This window comes from Mycobacterium hackensackense, from assembly GCF_025822555.1.
GTDB classification, from domain to species: Bacteria; Actinomycetota; Actinomycetes; order Mycobacteriales; family Mycobacteriaceae; genus Mycobacterium; species Mycobacterium fluoranthenivorans.
In genome coordinates this window covers 2,048,911-2,074,261 of record NZ_JACKUC010000030.1, presented here as the reverse complement: position 1 = coordinate 2,074,261, position 25,351 = coordinate 2,048,911, and the positions used below count along the sequence as shown (strand labels likewise).

Here is a 25,351-nt window from a genome sequence, read left to right as displayed (position 1 = left end):
TTCGGCCCTGAAAGGCTGGTCACCACATGCGGCGATCGTGGCTCACCAAGCTCGAACCGGTTGCTGCACAGAGTGTGGCGTCGGCGGTCTTGGCCGCACGTGCCGACGAACTCACCGCCCTGCTGGGTCCCGGCCCCGCGGGCTGGGCAGTGGAACTCGGCGCGACCATGGCCGGCCACATCACCGCAGCGATCCCGGAACTGGCGGTCGACGTGATCGCCACGGAGGTGCGCAAAGGATGCGAGGCGGCGGCGATCGGCACCCTGGCTGCGCTCGCACAGGATGCGGACGTGACGGCGATGGTGACGCCCGAGGTCCTGTCCGGTCCGATGGAGGTGGTGGCACGCGGAATTGGCATCGAGCACATGTTGCGCAGCATCCAGGTCGCCCACGCAACCGCAACAGAAGTCATCCTCGACGCCGCAGATCGAGTGCTTCCTGAAAGCCGACGCTTTGCCGAGATGCGGCGAGTCAGTGAACTCCTGTTCGGCGTGGTCGGATTCCTGACCGAGCGCATGGCTGCCGAGTACACCCGCGCTCATCAGGCTTGGTTGACCAGCTCGGCAGCTCTGCGCATGGAGATCGTCGAGGACATCCTCACTGGCGATGGCGGCGCGTCACCGGATCGCGCGACCCGAATCCTGGGATATGACCTGAGTCGGTGGCATCTCGCGCTGATCGTCTGGACAGACGATGCGGCGCCTCATGATCCGGTCCACCTGACCTCCGCTGCTGCCGACGTGCTGGCCGCTGCGGGCTGTGTGTCCACTCTGCTGCTACCGGTCGGCGGCCATCGCGTCTGGGCGTGGGGATCGCGTACCGCCCGACCACCGACTCCAGCCGATGCGGTGCCGGCGCCGCCCGCGCCGGGCGTGCGGGTGGCGACCGGCCTGCCCGGCATCGGCGTTGACGGGTTTCGTCGCAGCCACCAGCAGGCCGGCGATGCCGCGCATATCGGCACGATGTCGACACGCGACGAGTGGCTCCTTCGCTACGACGACCTCGATATCGTCGCCATGCTCAGCGCCGACCTACAAGCGGCCGGCGAATTCGTGGTCCGCGAGCTCGGCGAGCTGGCCGGACACCAGGAATCCGTGGCCGTGATGCGCCACACGCTCAAGTGCTACCTGGATCGAGACCGTAGCCTCGCCCGGACCGCCGAACACCTCCACGTCGCCCGCAACACGGTGGCTTATCGTGTGCAGCGAGCTGAGCAGTTGCGCGGGCGTCCCGCCACCGAACGCCGCCTGCAGCTGCACGCTGCCCTCACCCTCGCCGAGGAGATCGGCATCGCCGTTCTGCCACGAAACCCATCGGGCTGAGTGATCAGCGTCGACGGCATGACCATGTGGATCGAAGTCCAATATTCCTTCTCGAATTTGGGACGGAACACCGAGCTGATCGGCGCTTCTCCGCCTTGACTCGACGCAGCCCCTGCCCAACTTCACGACATCGAGGAGAACACGTGGTCGTCCACCTCGTCCGCTTTCACGACGAGCACCGCGCCGCCTGGGGCGTGTTAGACGGTGCCACCATCTCCCCGCTCGACGGGGACTACGAACACACCGCCGGCCTGATCGAGCGCGGCGAAGCCGACTGGCGCGCGGCCGGCACGAAGCCGGGATCCCTCGCGTTCAGCGATGTCGAGCCGCTCTCCCCCGTCACCACCCCGTGTCGAGTGATGTGCCAGGGAGCCAACTATCGCCAACATGCGATCGAGTCCGGTATGGACCCTGACGAACGAGCGTTCAACTTGTTCTTCGACAAGACCGACGCTTCCGTCACCGGCCCACACGCCGCGGTCACCCGCCCGGCCCATGTCGCACTCCTGGACTACGAGATCGAGCTGGCCCTGGTGATGCGCCAAACCGTCAGTGCACCGACGACGATCAGTGTCGACAACCTGCACGAGTACGTCTTCGGTATCACCATCGGCAACGACCTGTCCGCCCGCGACGTACAGCTGCCCCAGGGCCAGTTCCTCAAGGGCAAGAGTTACCGCGGCTTCTGCCCCCTGGGACCTGTGCTGGCAGTGCTCGAACCTCAGGATTTCTCCTTGCTCGGCGATCTGGAACTGCGGTTGGACGTCAACGGCACACCGCGGCAACGCGACAACACCTCCAATATGCTCTACCGCCCGGCGGAGACGTTGACCGAGCTCACCGAATTCTGCAACATCAGCCCGGGCGATGTGCTGCTCACCGGCACCCCGCACGGCTGTGTGGCGACCTCACCGCCGCCACTGGTGCGCCGGCTGGCCACTGCGCTACTGCCCGAGGACAAGCTCTGGGCTTCGTTCATCAAGATGAACAAGCGCAAGCCCTATCTGAAACCCGGCGATGTCATCAGCGCCTCGATCCGCAATCCCAGCGGTTCTGTGGACCTTGGCACCCAACGGACCACCATCGTTGCCCCGTCGGCCTAGAAAGGACGAAGCCCTGTGAGCACCCCGCCGAGCCAGCCGCAACCATCGACCCCAATTCGATCAGACATGTCCACTGCACCAACGGATCTCGAAGAACACCCGGATCGTCTGGTGCCCGACTTCATTGCGCACTGGGTGGTGAAAACCGCTCGCGGCGCCGAGATGATCGCCTGGTACGGCACCGTATTCGACGCCCGAGTGGTCCACGAGGATTCGCAGATCGCGTTTCTCACCTGGGACAGCGAGAGTCACCGTCTCGCTCTGATCAAACTACCGGCACCCCTGCGGCACGCTTTCCCGCTTGCCCGGTTCCGCCGCAAGACCTACGGCATCGACCACCTCGCGTTCACCTTCACCTCCGTGACCCGTCTGCTGTTGACCTATGAACGCCTCAAACATGCCGGAATCAAACCGGTTTGGTCGATCAACCACGGACCGACCACCAGCCTGTACTACGAGGACCCGGAGGGTATTCGGCTGGAGTTCCAAACCGAGAACTTTCCCAGCGCCCAGCTGACCGCGGACTACTTCAACAGCAAGGAGTTCGCCGACAACCCCATCGGCGTCAACGTCGATCCCGATTATCTGCTCGAACGTCTGCGCGCAGGTACCTCGGAGACCGATCTGCTCAAGCCCGGCGCCGGCACCCGCCCAGGAACCAAGCCGCGCGCCAACAAGCGCACCCTCACGTGGAAGACGTTGTGAGCCATGGCCACTGAACAGATCGTGATCGTCGGCGCCGGGGCAGCCGGTTGCACCCTCGCCCTACTACTGGCACGCCGTGGGATAGCCAGCACCGTCGTGGAACAGCGCACCGACACGCGCCTGCACCCCGCCGCGCACGTGGTCAACGCCCGCACGTTGGAGATCTGGAACGAGGCCTCACCGAGGCTGGTACACGACCTGGAGGTGATCACACCGCCGATCGACACGGTCAACATCATCCGGTGGTGCACCGACGTCCACGCCGCACCGTTGGGTGACATCGATCTGCTCTCCGAACCCGAGCAACTCGCCGAAGTCCGCTCGCACAGCCCGTTTCTGATCTCCCACATCGGTCAGCATCTGCTGATGCCGACGTTGTGGAAAGCTCTCGAGGGCGAGGCATTGATCGACTTCCGCCGCGGCTGGCACGCCGTCATGACCGCGGGTCAGCTGTCGCTGCAGACACCCGATGCGATGCCGCAGAGCGAAACACCGCGCTACATCATCGCCGCCGACGGCGCGAACAGCTCCCTGCGCGAGGCGGCGGGCATCGCCATGACCGGGCCCGTCCTGGCCAACATGGGCAGCGTCTTCTTCCACGCACCGGAGCTCTATCCCGACGGCGCCGACCGCCCGTTGCTGAGTTGGATCTATCACCCCCGCTTCAGCGGAGTCATGATCGCCCACGCCGACGACGACTACGTGTTGATGACGCCGTACCTTCACCCCGCTCAGCTCATCGCACGCAGCAGTCGCGACTATTGGGACCGGCAACTGCCCCACGTCCTCGGCACGAGCAATTACGGGATCCGATCCACCGGCACGTGGACCATGACCTCGCAGATGGCGCAGAGCTTTCGCCGTGGACCACTGCTCCTGATCGGCGATGCGGCACATCGCTTTCCGCACACCGGTGGCTTCGGCCTCAACAGCGGCGTCCAGGACGCCCACAACCTGGCCTGGAAGCTTGCCGCGGTACTCGCCGACGGGGCCCCCGACTCGCTGTTGGACACCTACGAAACCGAACGCCGGCCGGTGGTGACCCGATTCGCCGAGCAGAGCACGTCCAACCATTTCAAGCTTGACGAGGTCACAGCACCCCTGGGCATCACCAACCGATCTCTGCATCTGGCCACCGAGCTGATGACAAAGCCGTGGCTGTCCTGGATTCCCGACCGCGCCATAGCCACGATCGCCGATACACTGACCACCGCTCAGACGTCACGGACCAAGCGACTCCTGCAGCAGGGCAACCGAAGCCAGCGATTGCGCCGGCGCATGGCCGAGCAGATCCCCGGACAGTTGGAACATTTCGTGGCCAGCGGTTTGGAATTCGGTTACGCCTACGACAGTCCGCTGATCGACACCGCTACCGAGGGCCCCTGCCCGGCCGGCGACGTGTCTCGCTATCACCCGAGCACACACCCCGGCGCCCGACTGCCGCACACCCTCGTACTCGACGAAACCGGAAGCATCCGACCCCTGCACCACCTGATCGGCCCGACCGGGTTGACACTGTTCACCGGCGACCCCCACGCGTGGACCGCGAGCACGCGGCACCGGCCGGTGGGCGTGCCCGTCACGGTCACCGCACTGACCCCGCCCAGCCCGGATACCCGGGACGCGATGCTGGACCTCCTCGAAATCGGCGAACACGGCGCGGTGCTCGTTCGCCCCGACGGCCACGTCGTGTGGCGCAGCCGCACCGGAGTCGATGCAGCCGAGCAGTTGCAACGGTTCGTCCGCGACGCATGGGCACCTCTGTACCGAGGCAACGCCCCGAGTCTTCGGAGCCCCGTCTGAGAACGCCTCCCCACGTCGCGGAAGGACCCCGACGCGGTCGACTAATCGCAGTGTGGGAAGCCCACCGTCAGGATCGACCGGCCGCGGCGGCCCGGTAATGTTCGCGGATCTGCTTGGCCGGCACCTTGCGATCGAGGGCAAGTGCATAGGTCACGACAAAATTCTCATCGAGACCCGCCTCGATCAGATCACGCAGATGCCGCTGCGGGCGCTCCCGATCACAGCCGCGGACCGCGCTTCCGGCGAGTTCGAAGTCATAGGACAACAGTCGTGCGAATTGGCGACGCAACGGGTCACACAACGGCGACATCGTCCGCCCGGTGGACGGGTTGTACGCCCTCGCTGCGGTCGCCCACCCTCGAAAATCGACGCAGCCGGCTCTCTCGAGCACGACGAGTGTCTGGTGGACGGCCATCGGAACGGCACGTTCCAGCCAGCGGTCGTCAGGCCACACAAGAACTACCGGGCCGCTGCCCCACTCCCAATCCGTGAGCCGGCACACTCTGCGACGCGCAGTCCCTTGCGAGAGCGCACGAAGCAGCGGCATATCGTCGAGGGACTCTCGGCGCTGAGGCGTGACGAGCACACGCCTATTCATATTCGCCACACTATGACGAAGCCACTCAGCCATCCGCATGGTCGATTCGGGGTCGTGCAATGCGTGGGCAGGCATCCACACGCCCCGATGGCGGACGTCAGTGATCACACAATGAAGCGTGTCACGTCGACATGTCTGAACTAACCCGATATTCAGGACCAGAGCGTGAACAGAATTTACAAAATTCCCCCAGTATCGGGCTTATCGCAAAATACCCGACTTATCGATATCAAGTCAGCGACAAGCACGCTCAGATATCCGCCATCAAATACAGGGCCTGAAGAATGCGAACTTGACCGGTAGGCAGTTCTGGAACAGCTTCGGTACGCCGATCTTCGGCAGTCCCACCTTGACGAGCTTCGGGGATGACACCGCCTGCGCGGCGTCGGCAACCGTCGACAGTGCGCTCACACTTGACTTGGCGGAACTGGTTCCGCTGCTCCCGCTGCTCCCGCCCACCGAACCCAAGGCCTTGCTCACGTAGTACACGGCGTCGGCGGCGTCACTGATCCCGCCGACGATGCTGGTCGGGATATCGATGGCCGAGTTGACCACACTGAATACGTCCTTGGTGGCTCCGATCCCGGACGGTATCCGGCCACTCTGCTGCGCCACCTGAGCGGCATCACTCCATTGCTGCGTGGTCACGCTCGCAACGGCCGGAGCCTGCGCCTTACCGAGCGCCGCGGACAGCGCGCTGCGGCACTCGCCGGTACCCGCGTCGCGCACCTCACTCCTTTTACACGTCGACGAAACACAGTTGCCGTTGAATTCCGACTGCCCGGTCACACAGTCCGCCGAACTGGGAGCAGCTGTGATCACCCCGACTGCCGTCAACGGTGTAAAGGCGGCCAGCGCAGCCGCCACATAGCGGCCCGACGAGTTGGCCATGGTTCACTCCTAACCCAACGAATTCGGCGAACGAATATCCGAGAAGCTGTGCGCGAATCGCCAGTCCGCGCAGCGGACTGGCGACGAAGTGACCGCGCTCAGCGCGGCGGCGGAGGGCACGGATTGACCGGCGATCCGCACGGCGGAGGGGGTGGCGGAGCTGCGTTCGAAACTCCCGCTCCGATACCCAGTGCCGCCGTGCTCAACCCCGCGATCAGCACGGCAGAACCAAAGACGTGACGTACGTTGCGCTTTACAGTCAAGATCTCACCCTTTCGTCAAATCATCTGGACGACAACCAAACTAGCGACACGAGTTTGGCGCATGCCATGGTGCGCTGTGATTTCCATGTGTGTTCAGCACTCGCTCGACCTGCCCTCCCCGGCAGATCGACAGCCGAATGGTGTGGTGTACGCCGAGAAATCGGCGTACACCACACCAGCCGAACTAGCGCCAGCCGAGGCCGCCAGGTCCCGGCGGCGGCGGGTTGGGAGCCGGCGGACAAGGCAGCAGAGGCACGCAGCGCACGGGCGCGGGTGGGCCACCCGGTCCCGGCGGAGGCGGCGGAGCGGCACTGGCCACCCCAGCCCCGAACCCCAGTCCGGCCAGCACCAGGCCGCCACAGACTGCTACGGCACCGCGCAGACTACTTCTTCGATCGCGCATCACATTTCCTTTCAGGTAGTTGTGCAAAATTCGACACCGTTTGCACAGCAGCGACTTTCGTATCATTTCGTCACATCAGCACCACGACAGCATCACGAAATGCGCACTATGCCCCGCCTGTGCGTGAGCTCGCGGCAAGCTCGGAAGTAGCTAGCACACAGCATGTTTCGGGGCACATCAGATTCTTAGCCCGGGACGGGCGGCCACCCACACTGACCCCATAGCGTTTCCCATGTCCACACCAAATCGACAACAAGGAGCACTCCATGAGCAGCGCAAAGACACGTGCTCGGCGGATTGCCGCCACCGCAGGGATATTCGGGGTTGTGACGATGGGCGCGGTCGGATTCGGATCCGCCACCGCCTCGGCGTTCCCCGGACCGCCCGGGCCGCCCGGACCACCCGGACCCGGGCTGTGCATCCCGCTACTGCCGTGCGCTGGCCCACCGCCGCCTCCGATGCTGGGCGGGCCTGGCCCCGCGCCGGGGCCGTTCGGTTTGCCCATTCCCTTCCTGTGACCGAGTGAGGCGGGTTTGGTGCCATCCGGGCTGCACCAAACCCGCCTTCGGGAGACCCCTCAGCTGGAAGCGGATTCCGCCTTCTGCTGCTGCGGTGACAGGTCATTGCCGAGCGGCAGGGTGACGGTGAACGTCGTGGCGGACGGAACGCTGTCGACGGCTATCGATCCGCCGTGAGCAGACACGACCGCCGAGACGATGGCCAGCCCCAAACCCGTGCTGCCGCCGCGCCGTGAACGCGAGCTGTCGCCCCGAACGAATCGGCCGAAGATCTCCGACTGCTGTTCTGCCGGAATCCCCGGTCCGTCGTCGATCACGTTGATGGTCACGGCATCGGATCCCTGGGCCAGCACGGTGGTGATCGTCGTGCCGGCGGGGGTGTGCACGCGGGCGTTCGACAGGAGGTTGGCGAGCACTTGATGCAACCGTCCCACATCGCCCGCCACGACGACCGGTTCTTCCGGCAGTTCCAGATCCCACTGGTGGCCCGGTCCCGCGGCGTGGGCATCACTGATCGCATCGATGGCCAGGGCGGAAAGGTCGACAGGTTCATGCTCGAGCGGCCGGCCGGCATCCAGGCGGGCCAGTAGCAGCAAATCTTCCACCAGCCTCGACATTCGCTTGGCCTCGGAGTCGATTCGGCTCATCGCGTGTGCCAATCGATCCGGTGACGGATCATGCTGACGTTGAACAAGTTCGGTGTAGCCCCGAATTGCCGCCAAGGGCGTGCGTAGCTCGTGGCTGGCGTCCGCGACGAACTGCCGCACCCGGGTCTCACTGGCATGCCGGGCGGTCATCGCCTCACCGATCCGGTGCAGCATTCGATCGAAGGCTGCGCTCAGCCTGCCGACCTCGGTATATCGCGAGCCTGCTGTGCCCGCGTTCGGCGCCTTCGGCAGTGTCACCTCGCCACGATCCAGTTCGGAGTCAGCGATCCGCTGCGCCGTCGTCGCCACCGCCGACAGTGGTGCCAGCTGACGTCGCAAGATCAGCACCCCGGCAGCAATCGCGGCCGTCAGCGTGACCACACCGATCACGATCAGCATGCCGACCACCGCGAAGAGCGTGTCGTCCACCGGCCGTGTCGGCAGCCCGGTCATGATCGCCTCACCGCCGAGGCCTGGAGTGGTGATGAGGCGATATCGACCCAATCCGTCGATGACCTGCGACTCGGGGCCCGCTGTGATCATCCCGGCGAGTTCTTCGCGCGCGGTCGGGGTCACCTCTCGCAGGCTCCCGCGGTCGGTGATCACCGCAGCATCGAGCAACCGTCCGTTGTGGTAAACCGCGCCAAGCGTGCCGCTGGCCTGTCCCGGAGCATTGAGGAAGAACGGGCCGGGCCCCGATGGCCGATGTTCGTCCGGCATCATCGGTGGTGGGCCCAGGGAATACAACATCGAGGATCGCCAGCCCGCTTCGACCACCTGATCGTCCAGCTGGTCGATCAGGAAGCGGTCCAGTGCCAGCAGCACGCCGGCGCCGATCGCCGAGCAGGCCAACGCCAGCACCACTGTTTGTGCCGCCAGCAGACGTACTCGGAGTGACCAGCTGCTCGGGTGCGCCACGCGCCAGAACAGGCCATGGTCGAGGTCGGCCATTCTTGTGTGAGACGCGGAACTCATGACTTTCTCACCCGCAGATCGTCACTCGCCCAGCTAGCACAAAACTGTGCCGGACTTAGGTCTCAGCTTTGAATTCTCTGTCGGACGTCAATTCCTAACTTCCTCATAGGTTTCCAAAGGCGTTCGCAGATTTGCGCGCCCGACACTCACGCCATGATGCCACGCCTTTTCGACAGCACTCCGACCTCGTTCGGGCCGCAGGCGCGGGAACGTCCGTTGGGCGTCGGCAGGTCTCCGATGACCGTGCTCGTCGTCGACGATGACCGCGTGGCCGCGGAGATCGTGTCGATCATGCTGAGTTGGGAGGGTGCCGACGTCATCACCGCGCACGACGCGGCCGAAGCACTGTCCCTGGCACGCAGGCACCGCTTCGACGTGGCGATTCTGGACCCGCGCCTGCCCGACGCGGATGCGTTGTCACTGCTGCGCACATTGCGTCACGATCAACCGGCACTGTTGGTACTCATGTTGCTGCCGGCGGGATCAACCAATGAGCGCCTCGCCCGGTTCGCCGCCGGATACGAGTACCTGGCCAAGCCGTTCTCGGTGGAGGAGCTTTCACTGAGGTTGCGGATCTTGTTGTCGCGCGCGGCTTCAGGAGTGAATGGCGGCCTGCCGGACATCGTCGTCGGCGACCTCGTGCTCAACGAGGAAGGTCGCGAGGTGACGCGTGCCGGGCGTGCTCTCGCTCTCACGTACACCGAGTTCGAGCTGTTGCGCTACTTCATGCGCAATCCGCACCGCCTGCTGACCAAGCAGCAGATACTGGCCAGGGTGTGGCCGTACGGATACTCGGGCCGCCCCAACATCGTCGAACTCTATGTATCCAGTCTGCGTAAGAAGATCAATCAGGATGCGGCGCCGATGATCCACACGCTGCGGCTGAGCGGTTACATCCTCAAACCCGCCCTCGGCGAGGCCACGTGCCGAACTTCGTCCGACAAGCAGATCGAGACCGGGAACGCACCGAGGTGACTACTACCGAGTCGCCGGTTTGAGGATGTATCCGACGCCGCGCAGCGTGTGGATCATCGGCGGGTGGCCGGAATCGATCTTCTTCCGCAGATAGGAGATGTACAACTCCACCACGCCCACGCGCCCACCGAAGTCGTGATCCCAGACCCGGTCGAGAATCTCGCTCTTGCTGACGACCCGGCGGGCGTTGTGCATGAGGATACGGAGTACCTCGAACTCCCTTGACGTCAAGCTTATCGGTTGCCCGGCACGGGTGACCTCGAAACTGTCCTCGTCGAGAATCAGGTCTCCCACGACGATTCTTGCGCTGCCCTCGACGACCGCCGCACCAACGCGCCGGACCAGAGACCGGAGGCGAAGAATCAGCTCTTCCAGACTGAACGGCTTCGTGACGTAGTCATCACTTCCCGCGCTCAAACCGGCCAGTCGTTCCTCGACGGAATCGCGTGCCGTGAGCAGGAGGACGGGCAGAGCCGGTTGCTGGCCGCGAAGATGCCGCAGGACGTCCAAACCGTCCATATCGGGCAGCATTCCGTCCAGAACCACGACATCGGGCGGATTCCGGCGTGCCTCGACGAGAGCTGAAGTCCCGTCGGCCGCCGTCGACACCTGCCAACCCTCATAGCGCAGCGCCATGGCGATCACCTCCGTCAGCGCCAGCTCGTCGTCGACCACCAGCGCCCGCAGCGGTGATCCGTCGGGGCTGCACATGGCCACCTGTTTGCCCCCGGTCACCCACCCCGACAACGTGTTCCCACCTTCTGGTGCACTCACCGGGCCATTGTCGTCGATCGAGATGAGCGCCACCTGTGCTTGACATAGCGCGCGGCTAGGAATGACACCGGGACCCAGATCACGGCCTTGACAGAGCAATTCACCGGCCCTGGCACACGGCGCACCCAGCAACGCGATAGCCGGCACCAATATCGCTCACCTAGCGTCACCCGAGGTAATGCTCCAGTGACAGAAGGGCCGATGATGAAATCATCACTCCTGCGCGCACACCTGGTGTGCTCGCGACCGGGTGGCCCCGTGGCGTTCCAGGGTGGGCATCCGTAACGAATGCCCCTGCTCTCACGTGTCTTCCGAACTGCCGCCGGTACATCCGCGGCGAGCGTCGTCCTGCTCTGCGCCACCGCTGGTGTGGCGCAAGCAGAACAACTCAACGTGCCCAGCCTGGTACGCACCACCGATACAGTCGACGGCTGGCGTATGACTCTCGCCCTGACCGACGCGCAGATCAATGGGGTGCCGAACATGGCGTCCGCGCCCTTTGCCAGAGAGGCGTTCTTGTCCGCCAGAGTGTCGCTGACCATCGACGGCTCCGGGACTGCCCCGATACGCGACGGGCAAGTGGTGTTCGGTGCCCAACTCGGTTGTCAGGTCGATCTGAGCGACGGCCTCGATCTCGGGGTCGGATTGGACACCGATCTGTTCGACGACGACTCGGTGGTCGGCATCGGACCCGATATCGGGTCGACGATCTATCCAGGCGGTATCAGCGTCGTGGCTCTTGGCGCCAAATCGTTGAAAGGGCAGAGCGCCACCGTCTCGGTCCTGGACGCGCATGTCCAAGTCGACAAGTGCGGCGGCGCGGTGACCCTGCGGCTTTTCGCCTCCGCGCAGACGAAGACCGACTCCTCCGACGACAGCGTCAACGTCTACAGCGAGATCGTGCCGTTGTGAACCGCGCCCGCAGGCTCATCGTGAGTGCCGGGGCCACGGCGATGATCGCAGTGCTCTCATGTGGCTACGCCGCCGCCGATGACTCCGATGATGATGACGACGACGACTCGAGCCGTTCCGGCAGCAGCATCGAAACGTGGCCACCGACATCGGTGGCGTGGCCACCCTTCTCCGCTCCACGCGAATCGGAACCCGCAGATGACAATTCGGTAACCGACCCGGGTTGATAGCGGCCGGTTACCCGATTCATAGGTGGCGCATAACCTGGCCTGCTTGTCTCGGCGAACACCGCATGAACAACGACGGAACGAAAGGGGCACCCTTGGGCTTCGAGAAGTGGTTGACCAGGAAAGACAAAGGGAACCAACGGAACTCCGACGTCACCACCCAACCCACCGGTTACCAGCAGACAGCGAGCCGACTGCATTCCTTCAATCGCTACGAGATCAAGTATCTCCTCGACGAGTTCAAGGTTCCGGCGCTGCGAGAAGAGTTGGACGCGCACATGGGTTCCGACCCCTTCTCACCGCACGGCGGCTATCCGGTGACCTCGCTGTACTACGACACCGCCGACCTCCGGTTCTACTGGGAGAAGATCGAAGGCCTGCATTTTCGGCGCAAGCTACGGATGCGGCTCTACGGTGCGCCGTCGGAATGCACCGAGACCACGCCCGTGCAGGTGGAGATCAAACAGCGGGTCAACCGCGTCACCCAGAAACGTCGTATCGAGTTACCCTACGGTGTCGCCCGACGATGGCTCGATGACCGTGAATCCCTGCCGAGCGACATTGCGCACGGTCCGTTCGTCAACGAAGTGACCACGCTCATCGGCAATCTCGATCTCCGGCCCATCGTCACCACCGGCTATCTGCGCGAAGCATTCGTCGGACGCGACGCCGACCTCGGGCTGCGCGTCACCATCGACCACAAGGTGCACGGACGCGATCGCGATTTCCATTTCGCGTCCGGCGCCCAAAACCGCCACATCATCCCACCCAAACTCGCGATCGTGGAGATCAAGGCCAACGAGCGGGTGCCGTACTGGGTCACCGACCTCGCCGCCCGCATCGACATGTCCGTCATCCGGGTATCCAAGTACTGCCAGTCGGTGCAGGCCTTCGGACTCGCGCCGCGGTCGATGATGGGCGCCCCCGAACTCATCACCCCCGATCCCTCGACACCCGTGGACGCCTTCGGCGAATTCCAACCCGCAACAAACTGATCCGGAAAGGCTATTGTGACCATCGATCTACAAGATCTCAGCGGCACGTTCACCGTGTTCGATGTCGCCGCATCCCTGGCGTTGTCCTTCGTGCTGGCGGCGATCATCGGCTGGGTCTATCGCTTCACCCACAAGAACGTCTCCTACAGCCAGTCCTACGTCCAGACCCTGGTGATGGTGTGCATGGTCATCTCGGTCATCATGCTCGTCGTCGGATCCAATATCGCCCGCGCTTTCGCCCTGGTCGGGGCGCTGTCGGTGATCCGCTTCCGCAACGCCATCAAGGAGACCCGCGACGTCGGCTTCATCTTCCTGGCCATGGCGGTCGGGATGACCACCGGAACCCGCTTCTACCTGCTGGCCGTCGTGGCGACCGTGGTGATCTGCCTGGTGCTGCTGATCATGTACCGATTCAACTGGTTCAAGCTGGATGTGCAACGCCAGGTCGTCAAGGTACAGGTTCCGCCGGAGCCGGAGTACACCGCTCGCGTGGAGGACGTCCTGATCGAGTACTGCACCGAATTCGAACTCGTCTCAACTGAATCCGCTCGCTCGGGCGCTCTCAACGAGCTGTACTACACCGCCCAGTTGAAGAAGAACCGCAAGGCCGGCGAGTTGATCGCGGCCCTGAGCGCGGTCAACAGCGGGCAACGCGTCACCGTCCTGACCGGCTACGACCAGACCGACCTCTGATGTCCGAGGCCGAGCATCGGGCGGCCGCCTCTGCATCCAGACGGCCGCTCGTCCACCGCATCCCGGTCCGGCTACGCCAGTACTGGAAGCTGCTGGCGGCGATCGTGGCGGCCATCCTCGGGTTGGTCGCCACGCTCGGCGATACGGTCATCCGCCCCTACATCACCAGCGATATCGCGGTGATGACCTCGGACATCACCGAGAACATCACCGGCACAGTGGATCTGTTCGACAGCAGCGTGCCGCACAACCTGGCCATCGATCTGACCGATGCCGAGTACAGCGACATGATCAACGCCTACGCCAAGGACGGAGAGAAGAAGTGGGTGAACGCCGACATCACGATCGACGGCCTGTTGATCACCGATGTCGCGGTCCGGTTGAAGGGCAACTCGACGCTGATGGGGTTGCGCAAGAACAGTGACATCCGGCCACCGGACGGTGCCGGTGGCGGCGCACTACAGGGCGATGCGATGAACATGGTCAGCGCGACGGCCGAGGACCCGGCGTCGCTGCCGTTGCTCATCAGTTTCGACCAGAACGCCGAGGGCCGCGGATACCAAGGTATGACCGAACTCTCGGTGCGCCCGGGCACACCGGTGCTCAACGAGGCACTTGCCTTGTCCTTGACCGCCGCTTCCGGCCAACCCACCCAGCGCTATACCTACACGACGTACACGATCAATGGACACACCACGACGCGTCTCGTACTGGAGCACCCCGATGACCTCTACGCCGACGCCCTATTCGCATCCGACGGGTACCTGTACAAAGCTGACGCCAACTCGCGGCTTGAGTTTGTCGGCACCGACCAGTCCGACTACGCCGGTCAGTTCAAGCAGATCAACGCTGCCGACAGCGGGAACCTTCAGCCGCTGATCAACTTCCTGCGATGGCTCGATGGTGCTGATGATGCGGAATTCGACGCCCATCTGTCCGACTGGGTCGACGTCGAGTCCTTCGCCCGCTACCTGGCCACCCAGAACCTGCTCGTCAACGCCGACGATATGGGCGGTCCGGGCCAGAATTACTACCTTTGGTATGACCTCCATACCGAGAAACTCAGCGTCGTGTCATGGGACCTCAACCTTGCCATGCAAGGTGATGCGGCCACCGGCCCGCACGATGAGGTGAAGATATCCATGCCCGGCGGGGCAGCCGGTGACAAAGCACCCCCCGAAGGTGTCCCCGGGGGACAGGGGATGCCGAATTTCGAGAATCAACTCAAGACCCGGTTTCTGAAGTCGACGGCGTTCACACATATCTATGACGACGCCTACTGGGAGCTCTACGACCGGATGTACGGTGCCGGTCACGCGCATCGGGTCCTCGACCAGATTGGCGCCGCGATACCCGTCACCGATGGGCTCGGGGCGGAAACACGGGACGCCGCTGTCGATTCCATGCACACCTGGATCGACCAGCGGGTCACGGCACTCGATACGGTTGCGGCCGGCTGAGCTGTAGTTCTGTTGACGACGGTTGGCGGGCGGGTTACGGGCTCGTCGCAATCGAGGGTGTGGTGGTATTGCGAAGCGCTCTGTTCGTGGCAAGAAGTGTCAGAGGGCGCGCAGGGCCACGCGCGTCTGCGTCTGTGCCGCCCCGCACTCCTTTTTCAGTCGGCGTAGCAACAGATCGAGCGCGCGGGTGTCCGGGACGTATGCCCGCAGCAGGTAGTCGTAGGGGCCGGTCATGTGGATTGCGTCGACGATCTGGCGGTCGGTCTCGATCAGCGTGGTGAAGGTGTCGTAGTCGGTCTCGGTATCGAGGCGGACGTCGATGAAGACCTCAAGGCCGCCGCGAGGACCGGGTACGTCCTGGCCGGCGAGGATGGTGTAGCCGAGGATGACCCCTTCGGTTTCCAGCCGTCGCACCCGCGCCGCCGTGGCGTTCGTGCTGAGCCCGACCTGACGGCCGATCTCGCTGAACGAACGACGGGCATTCTCCCGGAGAAGACCGAGAATCTGCTCGTCTATCCGATCCATGCTTGGTAGATTAGCTGCTACGCGGCGAATTTGTCGGTGCCGCCGGCCGACACTTTCTCACACTGGACCAATGCTGGATGAGATCTGGACCCCGGCCGCCGCGGGGGTCGTCGCCGGACTCGGCGCGGCGATGCCACTTGGCGCAATCGCGGCGCTGTTGTTGCGCGAGGGACTGGTGAATGGGTTCCGGGTGGCCGCTGGCGCAGCTGCCGGGGTAGCGACGGTAGACCTGGTCTACTGCACGATCGCGACGCTGACCGGCGCGACCTTCGCTTGGGTGATCGATGATCACCGCGGAGCCTTCCTGCTCGCCTCGGGACTGTTGATCGTCGCCATCGGCGTGAGGCAGCTGTGTCAGGGCCTGAAGCAAGGTCCCCGAGTAGCGCAGGAAGTCGAACGGGCCTCGGCGCGCAGGGCGTTTGGCCGGTTCGTCGGTCTCACCGCGATCAACCCGATCACTTTGGTGTACTTCGTCGCCTTGTCCGGCGCAGTGACCACTTCCGGTGGCTCATGGGTCAGGTCAATCATTTTCGTCGCCGCGGTCGGCGGTTCCTCGCTCGCTTGGCAGCTCCTTCTCGCCGGGGTCGGTTCGAGGGTCGGTGCGTCGGTGAGCCTGAGCGCTACTCGCGTCATCGGTGTCATCGCTTCGCTACTCATCGCCGCTCTGGGCGCTGTGGTCCTGATCAATGGCGCTGCCGCACTTGGATAGCCGTCGCTCGAACGGTTCGAGATTCCGTGGTGGCCGATCGCGCCATCGGGAACTGCGGCGCACGGATCGTTCGATCCGTGCGCCGCAGTCGTGTGTACGTCAGTGCGCGGGTGCCGACAGGTCGTACAGCGTGATGCCGTCCACCGTCTTCGCGGTGTAGTGCTGTTTGACCCAATCCGAGATCTTGTCGGACTCCGACTTCGATCCGGATCCACCACCGAAGGACGGCATTCCCGGCCGTTCCGACAAGTAGTAGTAATGCACGAGCCCATCGCGGACGTAACCCTGGAACTGCTCCAAGGTCGGCGCCGGATCCCCACCACCGAATCCGCCGATCGGCATCACCGGGTGGCCGGTGGCCAGTTGGTAATCCGAGGCGTCCAAAGATCCGGTGGTCGCGGCGACCCATCTGTAATCGCCGGCATTGGCCATCAACAGCCACGACACGTCTGCGGAGACCTTGCCCCCGCCGGGGCCCCACGCGGGCGTACCCGACTTGTCACCGGGAGCACCGGGACCGCCCCCCGGGAATCCCGGCATCCCACCGTTCTTCGACGACGGTCCCGCGGTGATCACCGGACCACTGTGCGCGGTGGTCAGGGTCTGGACGCTGTACGCCACCGGTCCTGCCGTGGCGGCGACCACGGCCAGCCCGGCCGCGAACACCTTGAGGTCGCGGGCGGCGACGGTCAGGCCGGGCCGGATCAGCGAGGCGAGCAGCATGCCGACCGCCAGAGCGCCGGTGGCCACGACCACCCACCGCAACCACGGCAGGAAATCGGGTGCTCTGCCCAGCAGCACCCACGCCCACGCCGCAGTCAATGCGACCACCGAGGCCAAAACTGCAGTCACCCAGCGCTTCTCACGGTTGCGCCACAGGTGTGTCACGCCGATGCCCACCAACGCGGCGACGGCCGGCGACAGGGCGACGGTGTAGTAGTCGTGAAAGATCCCCGACATGAAGCTGAACGTCAGGGCCGTGACGACCAGCCATCCGCCCCAGGCGAGGTAGGAGGCGCGCCTCGGATCGATCCTGTCCGCTCGCCCACACAACACGAGACCCGCGACCAGCAGTATCAATGCCGCCGGCAGCAGCCAGGAGATCTGGGTGCCGGATTCCGTGGTGAACAACCGCGTGATGCCGGCCTGCCCGAACATCGGGGCGCCGGGACCGCTGGGACCGCCGTGGCCCACACCCGCGGGCATCCCACCGCCACCGCCGGCACCGCCGCCCAGGATCCGACCGAGTCCGTTGTAGCCGAGCGTGAGCTGCAGGAAGCTGTTGTTCGACGATCCGCCGATGTAGGGGCGATCGGACTTCGGCCAGAACTCGACGAGCGCGACCCACCACCCGGCGGCCGCGATGGCGGCCGCCAGCCCGGCGAACAGTTGGACGATTCGCGTCCGCAAGCGAGGCGGAGCGGCGACCAGATAGGCGATCGCCAGGCCCGGCAGGATCAACATGACCTGCAGTTGCTTGGTCAGGAATCCGAAGCCGATCAGTACACCGCACAACACGACCCATCGGGTGCGCCCACTGTCGATGCCGCGCAGCAGCGCCCAGGTCGCAGCCACCATCAGGAATACCAACAGGGCATCCGGATTGTCGTAGCGGAACATCAGCGTGGCCACGGGTGTCAGCGCGAGTACCGCGCCGGAGATCAGTCCTGCACCTGGGCCGAAAGCCCTTCGCACCGTGGCGTATAGCAATGCCACCGACGCCACACCCAGCAGCACCTGCGGTATCTGAAGGGCCCAGGAGTTCATGCCGAACAGGCGGGTGCTGATCTCCATGACCCATAACGACGCGGGTGGTTTGTCGACCGTGATCGAGTTGCCCGCGTCCGAGGAACCGAACAGGAATGCCTTCCAGCTCTCGGTGCCTGCCTGCACGGCGGCAGCGTAGAAGGAGTTGCCCCAGCCGTTGCGGCTGAGCCCGATGGTCCAGCACACGGCGGTGGCCAGGAGCAGCGCGATGAGGCCGGGCCGGGCCCAACGCGGGTCCGCCGTGTCACCGAGTTGTGCAGCGTCGCCGGTGCAATCGGTCGTGTCTGCTGCAGCAGTCATAGTTTCTCTCCGGTCACGTAGGGGCTGGAATCAGCGGTTCGGGTGAAAGACCCACGAGCGCAACACGATGAAGCGCAGCACGGTGGCGACCAGGTTGGCCGTGACGAGCACACCCAACTCGAGCCAGTGCGGGGTGGGGTGGACCAGCGCATGAACACTGGCCAGCGATCCGCCGGTGATCAGCAGCGCCATCCCGAAGACCAGCAGGCCCTCACCGTGATGACGGGCGCGGCCCTGCTGCCCGCGGATACCGAAGGTGAACCGACGGTTGGCTGCGGTGTTGGCGATCGCCGTCACCAGCAGCGCCACGAAGTTGGCCGTTTGCGATCCCAGCGCGGTGTGCAGCCCGCTGAAGATGAGCAGATACGCCAGGGTGCTGATGACGCCGATCGCCCCGAAGGCCGCCAGTTGATAGATCGTTCCCCGTGCCGGGGCGACGTGCTCCCGGCCGACCCGCAGGTCCGCAGCGACCTCGTCGACCGGGATGCGGCCCAGGGCGAAGCCCTTGCGCATCCGGGCAATCCCCTTGAGGTCGGCGGTGGCGGTGGCGACGATGTCGACCCGGCTGTCGGGGTCGTCCACCCAGTCCACCGGCACCTCGTGGATGCGCAGGCCGGCCCGCTCGGCCAGCACCAGCAATTCGGTGTCGAAGAACCATCCCGTGTCCGCCACCAGGGGCAGCAGCCGGTGCGCCACGTCCGCGCGGATCGCCTTGAAGCCGCACTGGGCATCGGAGAACTTCGCCGACATCGTCGTCTTGAGGATCATGTTGTAGCAGCGCGAGATCACCTCGCGCTTGGGGCCGCGCACCACCCGTGATGTGCGGGCCAGCCGGGTACCGATCGCCAGGTCGGAATGACCGGAGATCAGCGGAGCCACCAGGGGACCCAGGGCAGCGAGGTCGGTGGACAGGTCGACATCCATGTACGCCAGCACGGGGGCATCCGAATTCGACCAGACCGCGTTCAGCGCGCGGCCGCGCCCCTTCTGCTCCAACCGGACCACCCGGACTCCATCGAGTTCTTCGGCGAGCTCAGCGGCGATGCGAGGGGTGTCGTCGATACTGGCGTTGTCGGCGATGGTGATGCGCACCGGGTAGGGCAGGGTCTCGGCCAGGTAGCGGTGCAACCGACGCACCGAGCCCGACAGGGCCGCCTGCTCGTTGTAGACGGGCACCACGACGTCGAGAACCGGGACGCCGCGGCGGGCGGCATCGGCCAGCGCGCTCGACCGCGAAGGCGTGGACACGCCACTTTCGAGGGCCGCGGAATCAATCAGCATCTTGGTCATGACCATGATCATGGGGCCCGGGCATGAGCGGGATATGGGACAAACATGTGCGAAAGCTATGCGATGGGGACCGCGCCCGCCGGGGTCCCCGCGACCGCCGAATCAGGCCACTACGCGCCTTCGGTGCGGATCTGGTGCGCCCCCGGCGTGGGCTGGTACGTGGTCGCATCGGTACGGAACTCGGCGCCGCTGTAGCGCTCGAGCAAGCTGGACACCTTCCGGGTGAGGCGGCGGTCGGCAAGGTCACTGAGATAGGGCACGCGCTCGGCGATCGCGTAGGGCAGCATCCGCGCCACGACATACAGGAGCGCGGCGGCCGCACGGACACGATCCGCGCGGGTGATGATCACGCCCATCTTGGCAGCCCTGGCGGTGTCGCCGCTGATAAAGGTGCGGATGAAGAACAGCTTGCTGAGGCTGCGCTCGAACGGTTCCCGGATACGGGTGCTCAGTGAGTCCTCCGGCTCGAATCGGGCACCCATGGTGCCGGCCACCAGACGGCCGCAGGTGTCGTCGTCCCACCCGGCCCGCAGCGTCGCGTGGCGGGTGGCCATCACATCCACGATTTCCTGTGGGGTGGTGGGCAACAACTCCTCGGGTAGGCCGAGCAGGAAGCATCGGTACCGATAGAACTCCACGCGGGCCCGTTCGTCCGCGGTGAATTCGCGACGCCCCGTACCGACGATCTTCAACGCCAGTGCGAACATCGCCGCGTTACCCGCCGGCATCTGATCGGCCTGTGGGATCGGCACACCGTATTCGCCACTGTCCCAACGGCCCTTACGCATGACATTGATCCGGACCATCGAATGCATCAACCGCACCATCGCCGCACTCTTGAAGCTGTACCCGTCGCGCGCGAGAGCGCCGGGCAGAACCGACGAGACGAAGAACGCCGCCGTCTCCTTGACCCGTTTGCCCGAGGTTCGTTCGCTGAACGCACCCGTCACGGCCATCGGCAGCGCCGCATACTTGTTGACGAACGTTCCGAGCAGACCGCCGCGGATGACGTAGGGCAATACGTGGGCGGTGGCATTACGTTCCAGACGCGCGCCGCGCTCCACCAGATCCAGGTCGATCCACTCCGGGACACTTTCCATGTCCTCGATGAAATCGACCAATTCCGTTGGGGCACCGTCGACTTGATCAACACCCTTATCGCAGGCCTCGACCAGCATGTCGACCAGACGCTTGAATCCGTACTCGAACATCAACCCGGCATACGCATCGCCGACGCGATCCCCGAGCAGCGTGTAGTCGGCGACCACCGACACCAACTCGGCGTTGGCGAGTAGCCGTGGACGCTGATCGGCCAGTTCATCTCGCATCTGAGCCGGAACGTTCGGATCGGTGGTGAAGCGCAGCGGCATCGTGTCGAAGTCGATCGAACCGTAGATCTCGGGCTGCGCCTCGCGTTGGCCTCGAATCCGAACGGCCCGCTCCTGTGCGGTGAGCATTCCCCGTGGTCCTCTTTCTCGTCGCCGGCAGCTACGCGCCTCCCGATGCCAGGTTGGCACTGAGTGCCAGGTTAGTCCGTGGCGGCAGCGAATGCCAGCGTGAGTCGTCACGACCGCATCGCAGCGCCGGGCCGACTCAGCGACCCCGATCTAAGTACGGCGCAGGCGCAAGGGCCGCGAACGCTTCATCGAACAACGCCGAAATCGAATCGCCGCCCCCCGATTGCGCCCAGATCTTTCCGGCAGCCCGATACGCACCAGTGGCCGCGGCGACGATCACCGGCAGATACAGGTCGTTTCCGGAATGGGCGAGTCGGGTACGAGCCGCGGCGACGAGGCCGGCCTGCCATCGATCGACGCGATCAAGGTAGCGAAAACGCAGGGTCGGCGACTTCTCGATCAGCGCCAGAAACGCCAACGCGCGCGCGTGATCTTCGTCGACCCACTCCACGAACGGGGTCAGGCTGTGTCGAAGTGCGGTCCAGACATCCTCGTCGGGCGGCCGGGACAGAAAAACCTCACAGCCGATATCGGACAACACCGGCAGCTGCGAGATCACGATGTCTTCCTTGGTCTTGAAATACCGAAAGAAGCTGCGCCGGGACAACCCCGCCGCCGCGCATATCTCGTCGACCGTCGTCTCATCGAAACCCTTGGCGAGGAACAACTGCGTTGCCATCTCGGCGACCTCAGACAGCATCCGGTCCTTCATCCGGCGCTGAAGGGATTCTCCGGCACCGCCTGGGGTGATCATGTTCGCAGTCTAGTGAGCGCGGTACCTGCCGAGACCGTCCGCGATCGATCGGTCAGCGGGTGAGATCCGGGCGGTCGAGAATGAGATCGGCTGCGCGCAGGGCGATCATCATGGTGGGCGCGTTGGTGTTGCCCGAGGTGATGGCCGGGATCACCGACGCATCCGCGACGCGCAGCCCGTCGACTCCGCGCACACGCAGATCGGGACCGACGACCGCGCCGTCGTCAGTTCCCATCCGACACGTGCCGACCGCGTGGTAGATGCTGCTCTCGGCGGTGGCGAGCCAACGCCGCGCATCGCCGCCGAACGGGTTGAGCGGGGCGCCGGTGACCCCGCGCATCGCCCGCTGAGACTCGACGAGGTCACGGGTGAGTTCCGCACCCTCCAACAGCTTTCGCACATCTTCGGCCCGGCCCAACCGGTCGAACTCGATATAGGGTTTGCCGCCCCGGACGCGCACCCTCCCCCGGCCCTGGGGATGCATCAGCACCGTGTAGGCCGTGAACGCATCGGAGCGCTTCAACTTGGCTCGGCCGCTCACCGGATTGAGCTCGTAACTGGCCGGGGTCACCGCAATCTGGAAATCCTCGGTGAACAGCTGGGCCTCAAAGGGTGTGGTCGTCAACGGACCCTCGCCACGAGCACGGAAAGCGCGAACCGCCTTGGCAAGACGCACCGGGCCCATGGTGTTGATCGTCGGCACCTTCGAGGCCCAGCGTTGCGTGACGACGAGATGGTCGTGGAAGTTCTCCCCCACCCCCGGCAGGTCGGCCACGCCGCCGCCCGCGGCGATGCCGGAGTTCATCAGAAGCGCGGCAGAGCCGATCGCGCCGGCGCACAGCACGACCTCTTGGCGCGCCCGAATGACACGATCGCCGACCTGCACCCCGACCGCGCGCCCGTTCTCGACGATCACTCGCGTCACGGTGGTGCGTGTCAGGACGCGTGGGCGCTGTTCGCGGGGCAGGCCGTGCAGGAATTCCCGACCCGAGGAGCTGCGGTAGCCGCGCCGTTGGTTGACCTGGCTGCGCGCCACTCCGGCTTGGTCCGCGCCGTTCGGATCGGGGTTGCGCCGATGCCCGGCATCTACCGCTGCCTGAATGAACGCGTCATCGATCTCGTGGTGATGGCCGCACCACGAAACCGCGATGGGACCGCAACCGCCTCGATAGTCGTCGGGACCCTCGACCCAGTTCTCCAGCGCCTTGAAGTGTGGGAGCACCTCGGGGTAGGACCAGCCGGTCGCGCCGGCTCGCGCCCAGCCGTCGTAGTCGGCTCGCCGCCCCCGGGCGTAGACCATGGCATTGATTGATCCGCTGCCCCCGACGATTCGCCCGCCGGCGAAGGCACCCGCCTTCCCGTCCCTGCTCGGTTCGGGTGCGGTGGGGTATTTCCAGTTGGCCGTGGCGTAGAGCGTGACGATACCCAGGGGCAGCGCCACGTCTGGGCGTCGATCGGTGCCGCCCGCCTCAAGGAGGATCACACTGGCCCCGGCCGCGCAGAGCCGACTTGCGAGGATGGATCCGGCGGACCCCGCCCCGACCACGACGTAGTCCGCTAGATCGTGCTCGCTCATGCCGAGCTCCTCTCAACGCGTGAATGCCGGGTCAACCCGCCATCCGGCCAACAGCATAATTTAACATGCATTCGAAACTTGCCGATCGGTTATCGGCGACTGCGCGCACCACCACCGGCACCCCAGGCCGAAGTCGCTATTGTCAACGTGCTCCCCACGCGTTGAAGGACAAGCACATTGACCAACGACATCGACTCCATCGTCGCAGCCCGCCGGTCCGAGCGGCTACCAGCCGATGCGGCGACGACACTCACCCACCTGTTGGCCGTCCGCGTGAGTTGTCGTGCGTTTCGACCGGAACCCGTTGCCGAGCAGACGATCCGCGAGATTCTGTCCACTGCACAGTTGACGGCATCCTGGTGCAACAGCCAATCCTGGCAGGTGGCGGTCGCCGGCGGCGCAGGAACCGATCGCCTCCGCGCTGCGCTGTACACCGCAGCGTCGAGCGGTGACACCGCAACGCCCGATATCGCGTTTCCTCGCGAGTACCGCGGCGTCCATCGCGATCGCCGCCGCGAGAGCGGGTACCAGCTGTACAACGCGCTGGGTATCGAACGCGGCGATCACCAGCGTCAGAGGGAGCAGACGCTGCAGAACTTCACCTTCTTCGGTGCACCGCACGTGGCGATCATCCACACCGATGAAGCACTGGGGCCATATGGTGCGGTCGACTGCGGCGGCTACGTCAACAACTTCCTGCTGGCTGCGGCCGCACGCGGAGTCGGCAGCATCGCCCAAGCCGCCCTGGCGATGTACCCCGACGTTCTCCGCACGGAACTCGGCCTCACGCCGAACCGTACCGTCGTCTGTGGCATTTCCTTCGGCTACCCCGACCTCGACCACCCGTCCGACAGCTACCGCACCACGCGCGCCCCGCTCGACGAGGTCGTCGAGTGGGTCAATTCCTGACCGTGACCGCACGGTCGGCAGCGGGTGGCGTTCCGCCCACCCGCGGACGTTCCCTCCCGCACAGTGAGTTCGTTGCGCTCTAAACTCGGGAACGTGCACATCCGAGGTGGCCCGCAGGTCGCGCCAGGTCGACGCTCGAGACGCCAGGGGCGTGGTGCCGGCGCAGCTTCACCGGTGGCGCGGTGAGTACGCCCTCGCGGCGGTCGCAGCGCGAACGCGTCGAAGAGTCCTCGCGGCGGTTGGCAGAAGCCGCCATCGAGCTGATCGCGGAGAAGGGCTACAGCAATACCACCGCCCAGGAGATCGGGATCCGGGCCGGGTACAGCCGTGCGATGGTGCGAGAGCGGTTCGGGTCGAAAGAGGCGCTGCTCGAAGTGATCCTGCGCGACTACGAGGGCCGCATCGATGTGCCGCGCGAGCCCGACACCTCAGGTCTACAACGCGCGCTGGCCCCGATCCTGGCCCTGCGCGATTTCGCGGCCGAGGATCCGCGTCTGCTGCGCGCGGTGTTGAGTCTGAATTTCGAAGCGCTGCATGACCACGACGTCCTTCGCGGCCGGATTCGGGCCTGGCTCGTACAGCTGGCGGACGGTATCCGCAAGGCGGTCGTCGAGGGTCAGGCCGATGGCTCCATCTCCGATCATCGCGATGCCGACGAGGTCGGTTCGGAGCTGATGGCCACCGGTATCGGCTACGCCTACGCGTGGATTCTGGACCCGCGCACCGTTGACTTCGAAGCGGTGTTGACACGCTGGCACGACCGGGTCGCCGCCCGACTGGCCGCCCACGTGTAGCAGCGG

At 65.0% G+C, this 25,351-nt stretch carries 22 protein-coding genes; 12 read left to right on the top strand and 10 right to left on the bottom strand.

The genetic code is table 11. The annotated features are described in order from the left end of the window. Positions 1 to 26 precede the first annotated feature (26 nt). The 4 genes from H7J86_RS19525 to H7J86_RS19510 all read left to right on the top strand — a co-directional run bounded on the left by H7J86_RS19525 (position 27) and on the right by H7J86_RS19510 (position 4,933). Complete coding sequence (locus H7J86_RS19525) at positions 27 to 1,322, top strand: PucR family transcriptional regulator (protein ID WP_267292722.1); 1,296 nt, start codon at positions 27 to 29, stop codon at positions 1,320 to 1,322. 143 nt (positions 1,323 to 1,465) lie between these two features. Next, a complete protein-coding gene (locus H7J86_RS19520) occupies positions 1,466 to 2,425 on the top strand; it encodes a fumarylacetoacetate hydrolase family protein (protein ID WP_267292720.1) in 960 nt (319 codons plus the stop codon). 66 nt (positions 2,426 to 2,491) lie between these two features. After that, positions 2,492 to 3,130 carry a VOC family protein gene (locus H7J86_RS19515; RefSeq protein WP_267292718.1) on the top strand — a complete coding sequence of 213 codons (639 nt, stop codon included), beginning with the start codon at positions 2,492 to 2,494 and terminating at the stop codon, positions 3,128 to 3,130. 3 nt (positions 3,131 to 3,133) lie between these two features. Then, on the top strand, positions 3,134 to 4,933 hold the full coding sequence (locus H7J86_RS19510) for an FAD-dependent monooxygenase (protein WP_267292716.1): 1,800 nt from the start codon (positions 3,134 to 3,136) through the stop codon (positions 4,931 to 4,933). Between the two features lie 67 nt (positions 4,934 to 5,000). Here H7J86_RS19510 and H7J86_RS19505 read toward each other — a convergent pair whose 3' ends face one another. From H7J86_RS19505 to H7J86_RS19495, 3 genes are all read right to left on the bottom strand, one after another. Next, a complete protein-coding gene (locus H7J86_RS19505; RefSeq protein WP_139169853.1) occupies positions 5,001 to 5,639 on the bottom strand; it encodes a hypothetical protein in 639 nt (212 codons plus the stop codon). Positions 5,640 to 5,795: 156 nt separating this feature from the next. Next, positions 5,796 to 6,422: a hypothetical protein gene (locus H7J86_RS19500; protein ID WP_139169852.1), complete on the bottom strand. Its 627-nt coding sequence runs from the start codon at positions 6,420 to 6,422 to the stop codon at positions 5,796 to 5,798. Positions 6,423 to 7,665: 1,243 nt separating this feature from the next. Then, the gene (locus H7J86_RS19495; RefSeq protein ID WP_372517296.1) at positions 7,666 to 9,228 is read right to left on the bottom strand and encodes a sensor histidine kinase; all 1,563 of its coding nucleotides are present in this window, start codon (positions 9,226 to 9,228) and stop codon (positions 7,666 to 7,668) included. Positions 9,229 to 9,465: 237 nt separating this feature from the next. Between H7J86_RS19495 and H7J86_RS19490 the strand changes: the two genes are divergently transcribed. Next, positions 9,466 to 10,203, top strand: a complete 738-nt coding sequence (locus H7J86_RS19490; protein ID WP_235683723.1) for a response regulator transcription factor — start codon at positions 9,466 to 9,468, stop codon at positions 10,201 to 10,203. Between the two features lie 3 nt (positions 10,204 to 10,206). Here the strand turns inward: H7J86_RS19490 and H7J86_RS19485 are convergent, their stop codons facing one another. After that, positions 10,207 to 10,914, bottom strand: coding sequence for a response regulator transcription factor (locus H7J86_RS19485; protein ID WP_090355069.1), 708 nt, complete (start codon positions 10,912 to 10,914; stop codon positions 10,207 to 10,209). A 501-nt stretch (positions 10,915 to 11,415) separates the two neighbouring features. Here H7J86_RS19485 and H7J86_RS19480 point away from each other — a divergent pair. The 4 genes from H7J86_RS19480 to H7J86_RS19465 all read left to right on the top strand — a co-directional run bounded on the left by H7J86_RS19480 (position 11,416) and on the right by H7J86_RS19465 (position 15,264). Further along, a complete protein-coding gene (locus H7J86_RS19480; RefSeq protein ID WP_235632726.1) occupies positions 11,416 to 11,889 on the top strand; it encodes an MspA family porin in 474 nt (157 codons plus the stop codon). A 292-nt stretch (positions 11,890 to 12,181) separates the two neighbouring features. Beyond that, the gene (locus tag H7J86_RS19475) at positions 12,182 to 13,111 is read left to right on the top strand and encodes a polyphosphate polymerase domain-containing protein (RefSeq protein ID WP_267292715.1); all 930 of its coding nucleotides are present in this window, start codon (positions 12,182 to 12,184) and stop codon (positions 13,109 to 13,111) included. 15 nt (positions 13,112 to 13,126) lie between these two features. Further along, the gene (locus H7J86_RS19470) at positions 13,127 to 13,804 is read left to right on the top strand and encodes a DUF4956 domain-containing protein (RefSeq protein ID WP_267292714.1); all 678 of its coding nucleotides are present in this window, start codon (positions 13,127 to 13,129) and stop codon (positions 13,802 to 13,804) included. Further along, entirely contained in the window at positions 13,804 to 15,264 is a 1,461-nt protein-coding gene (locus tag H7J86_RS19465; RefSeq protein ID WP_267292712.1) for a CotH kinase family protein, read from the top strand. The genes H7J86_RS19470 and H7J86_RS19465 overlap by 1 nt, the downstream gene beginning before the upstream one ends. A gap of 99 nt (positions 15,265 to 15,363) precedes the next feature. Here the strand turns inward: H7J86_RS19465 and H7J86_RS19460 are convergent, their stop codons facing one another. Continuing rightward, the gene (locus tag H7J86_RS19460) at positions 15,364 to 15,789 is read right to left on the bottom strand and encodes an Lrp/AsnC family transcriptional regulator (protein ID WP_267292710.1); all 426 of its coding nucleotides are present in this window, start codon (positions 15,787 to 15,789) and stop codon (positions 15,364 to 15,366) included. Between the two features lie 70 nt (positions 15,790 to 15,859). Between H7J86_RS19460 and H7J86_RS19455 the strand changes: the two genes are divergently transcribed. Continuing rightward, positions 15,860 to 16,498, top strand: a complete 639-nt coding sequence (locus H7J86_RS19455) for a LysE family transporter (protein WP_267292708.1) — start codon at positions 15,860 to 15,862, stop codon at positions 16,496 to 16,498. A 99-nt stretch (positions 16,499 to 16,597) separates the two neighbouring features. Here the strand turns inward: H7J86_RS19455 and H7J86_RS19450 are convergent, their stop codons facing one another. From H7J86_RS19450 to H7J86_RS19430, 5 genes are all read right to left on the bottom strand, one after another. Further along, positions 16,598 to 18,565: a glycosyltransferase family 39 protein gene (locus H7J86_RS19450; RefSeq protein WP_267292706.1), complete on the bottom strand. Its 1,968-nt coding sequence runs from the start codon at positions 18,563 to 18,565 to the stop codon at positions 16,598 to 16,600. A 30-nt stretch (positions 18,566 to 18,595) separates the two neighbouring features. Continuing rightward, entirely contained in the window at positions 18,596 to 19,855 is a 1,260-nt protein-coding gene (locus H7J86_RS19445) for a bifunctional glycosyltransferase family 2/GtrA family protein (RefSeq protein ID WP_235683407.1), read from the bottom strand. Positions 19,856 to 19,965: 110 nt separating this feature from the next. After that, positions 19,966 to 21,312, bottom strand: coding sequence for an oxygenase MpaB family protein (locus tag H7J86_RS19440; protein WP_267292704.1), 1,347 nt, complete (start codon positions 21,310 to 21,312; stop codon positions 19,966 to 19,968). A gap of 136 nt (positions 21,313 to 21,448) precedes the next feature. After that, complete coding sequence (locus H7J86_RS19435; protein WP_267292702.1) at positions 21,449 to 22,066, bottom strand: TetR family transcriptional regulator; 618 nt, start codon at positions 22,064 to 22,066, stop codon at positions 21,449 to 21,451. A gap of 52 nt (positions 22,067 to 22,118) precedes the next feature. Beyond that, positions 22,119 to 23,642, bottom strand: a complete 1,524-nt coding sequence (locus H7J86_RS19430; RefSeq protein WP_267292700.1) for a GMC family oxidoreductase — start codon at positions 23,640 to 23,642, stop codon at positions 22,119 to 22,121. Between the two features lie 177 nt (positions 23,643 to 23,819). Here H7J86_RS19430 and H7J86_RS19425 point away from each other — a divergent pair, with 177 nt between their 5' ends. Together H7J86_RS19425 and H7J86_RS19420 are read left to right on the top strand one after the other, a co-directional pair. Continuing rightward, positions 23,820 to 24,551 carry a nitroreductase gene (locus H7J86_RS19425; RefSeq protein WP_308204846.1) on the top strand — a complete coding sequence of 244 codons (732 nt, stop codon included), beginning with the start codon at positions 23,820 to 23,822 and terminating at the stop codon, positions 24,549 to 24,551. Positions 24,552 to 24,733: 182 nt separating this feature from the next. Then, positions 24,734 to 25,345: a TetR/AcrR family transcriptional regulator gene (locus tag H7J86_RS19420; protein ID WP_267292698.1), complete on the top strand. Its 612-nt coding sequence runs from the start codon at positions 24,734 to 24,736 to the stop codon at positions 25,343 to 25,345. The last annotated feature ends 6 nt before the right edge of the window (positions 25,346 to 25,351 follow it).

Excerpts from the sequence above, each read along its gene's own strand:
- H7J86_RS19460 (WP_267292710.1), bottom strand. The coding sequence starts at position 15,789 with ATGGATCGGATAGACGAGCAGATTCTCGGTCTTCTCCGGGAGAATGCC.
- H7J86_RS19485 (WP_090355069.1), bottom strand. The coding sequence starts at position 10,914 with ATGTGCAGCCCCGACGGATCACCGCTGCGGGCGCTGGTGGTCGACGAC.
- H7J86_RS19510 (WP_267292716.1), top strand. The coding sequence starts at position 3,134 with ATGGCCACTGAACAGATCGTGATCGTCGGCGCCGGGGCAGCCGGTTGC.
- H7J86_RS19465 (WP_267292712.1), top strand. The coding sequence starts at position 13,804 with ATGTCCGAGGCCGAGCATCGGGCGGCCGCCTCTGCATCCAGACGGCCG.
- H7J86_RS19525 (WP_267292722.1), top strand. The coding sequence starts at position 27 with ATGCGGCGATCGTGGCTCACCAAGCTCGAACCGGTTGCTGCACAGAGT.
- H7J86_RS19480 (WP_235632726.1), top strand. The coding sequence starts at position 11,416 with ATGACTCTCGCCCTGACCGACGCGCAGATCAATGGGGTGCCGAACATG.
- H7J86_RS19490 (WP_235683723.1), top strand. The coding sequence starts at position 9,466 with ATGACCGTGCTCGTCGTCGACGATGACCGCGTGGCCGCGGAGATCGTG.
- H7J86_RS19445 (WP_235683407.1), bottom strand. The coding sequence starts at position 19,855 with ATGACCAAGATGCTGATTGATTCCGCGGCCCTCGAAAGTGGCGTGTCC.
- H7J86_RS19440 (WP_267292704.1), bottom strand. The coding sequence starts at position 21,312 with ATGCTCACCGCACAGGAGCGGGCCGTTCGGATTCGAGGCCAACGCGAG.
- H7J86_RS19430 (WP_267292700.1), bottom strand. The coding sequence starts at position 23,642 with ATGAGCGAGCACGATCTAGCGGACTACGTCGTGGTCGGGGCGGGGTCC.
- H7J86_RS19450 (WP_267292706.1), bottom strand. The coding sequence starts at position 18,565 with ATGACTGCTGCAGCAGACACGACCGATTGCACCGGCGACGCTGCACAA.
- H7J86_RS19455 (WP_267292708.1), top strand. The coding sequence starts at position 15,860 with ATGCTGGATGAGATCTGGACCCCGGCCGCCGCGGGGGTCGTCGCCGGA.
- H7J86_RS19495 (WP_372517296.1), bottom strand. The coding sequence starts at position 9,228 with ATGAGTTCCGCGTCTCACACAAGAATGGCCGACCTCGACCATGGCCTG.
- H7J86_RS19515 (WP_267292718.1), top strand. The coding sequence starts at position 2,492 with ATGTCCACTGCACCAACGGATCTCGAAGAACACCCGGATCGTCTGGTG.
- H7J86_RS19435 (WP_267292702.1), bottom strand. The coding sequence starts at position 22,066 with ATGATCACCCCAGGCGGTGCCGGAGAATCCCTTCAGCGCCGGATGAAG.
- H7J86_RS19475 (WP_267292715.1), top strand. The coding sequence starts at position 12,182 with ATGAACAACGACGGAACGAAAGGGGCACCCTTGGGCTTCGAGAAGTGG.
- H7J86_RS19500 (WP_139169852.1), bottom strand. The coding sequence starts at position 6,422 with ATGGCCAACTCGTCGGGCCGCTATGTGGCGGCTGCGCTGGCCGCCTTT.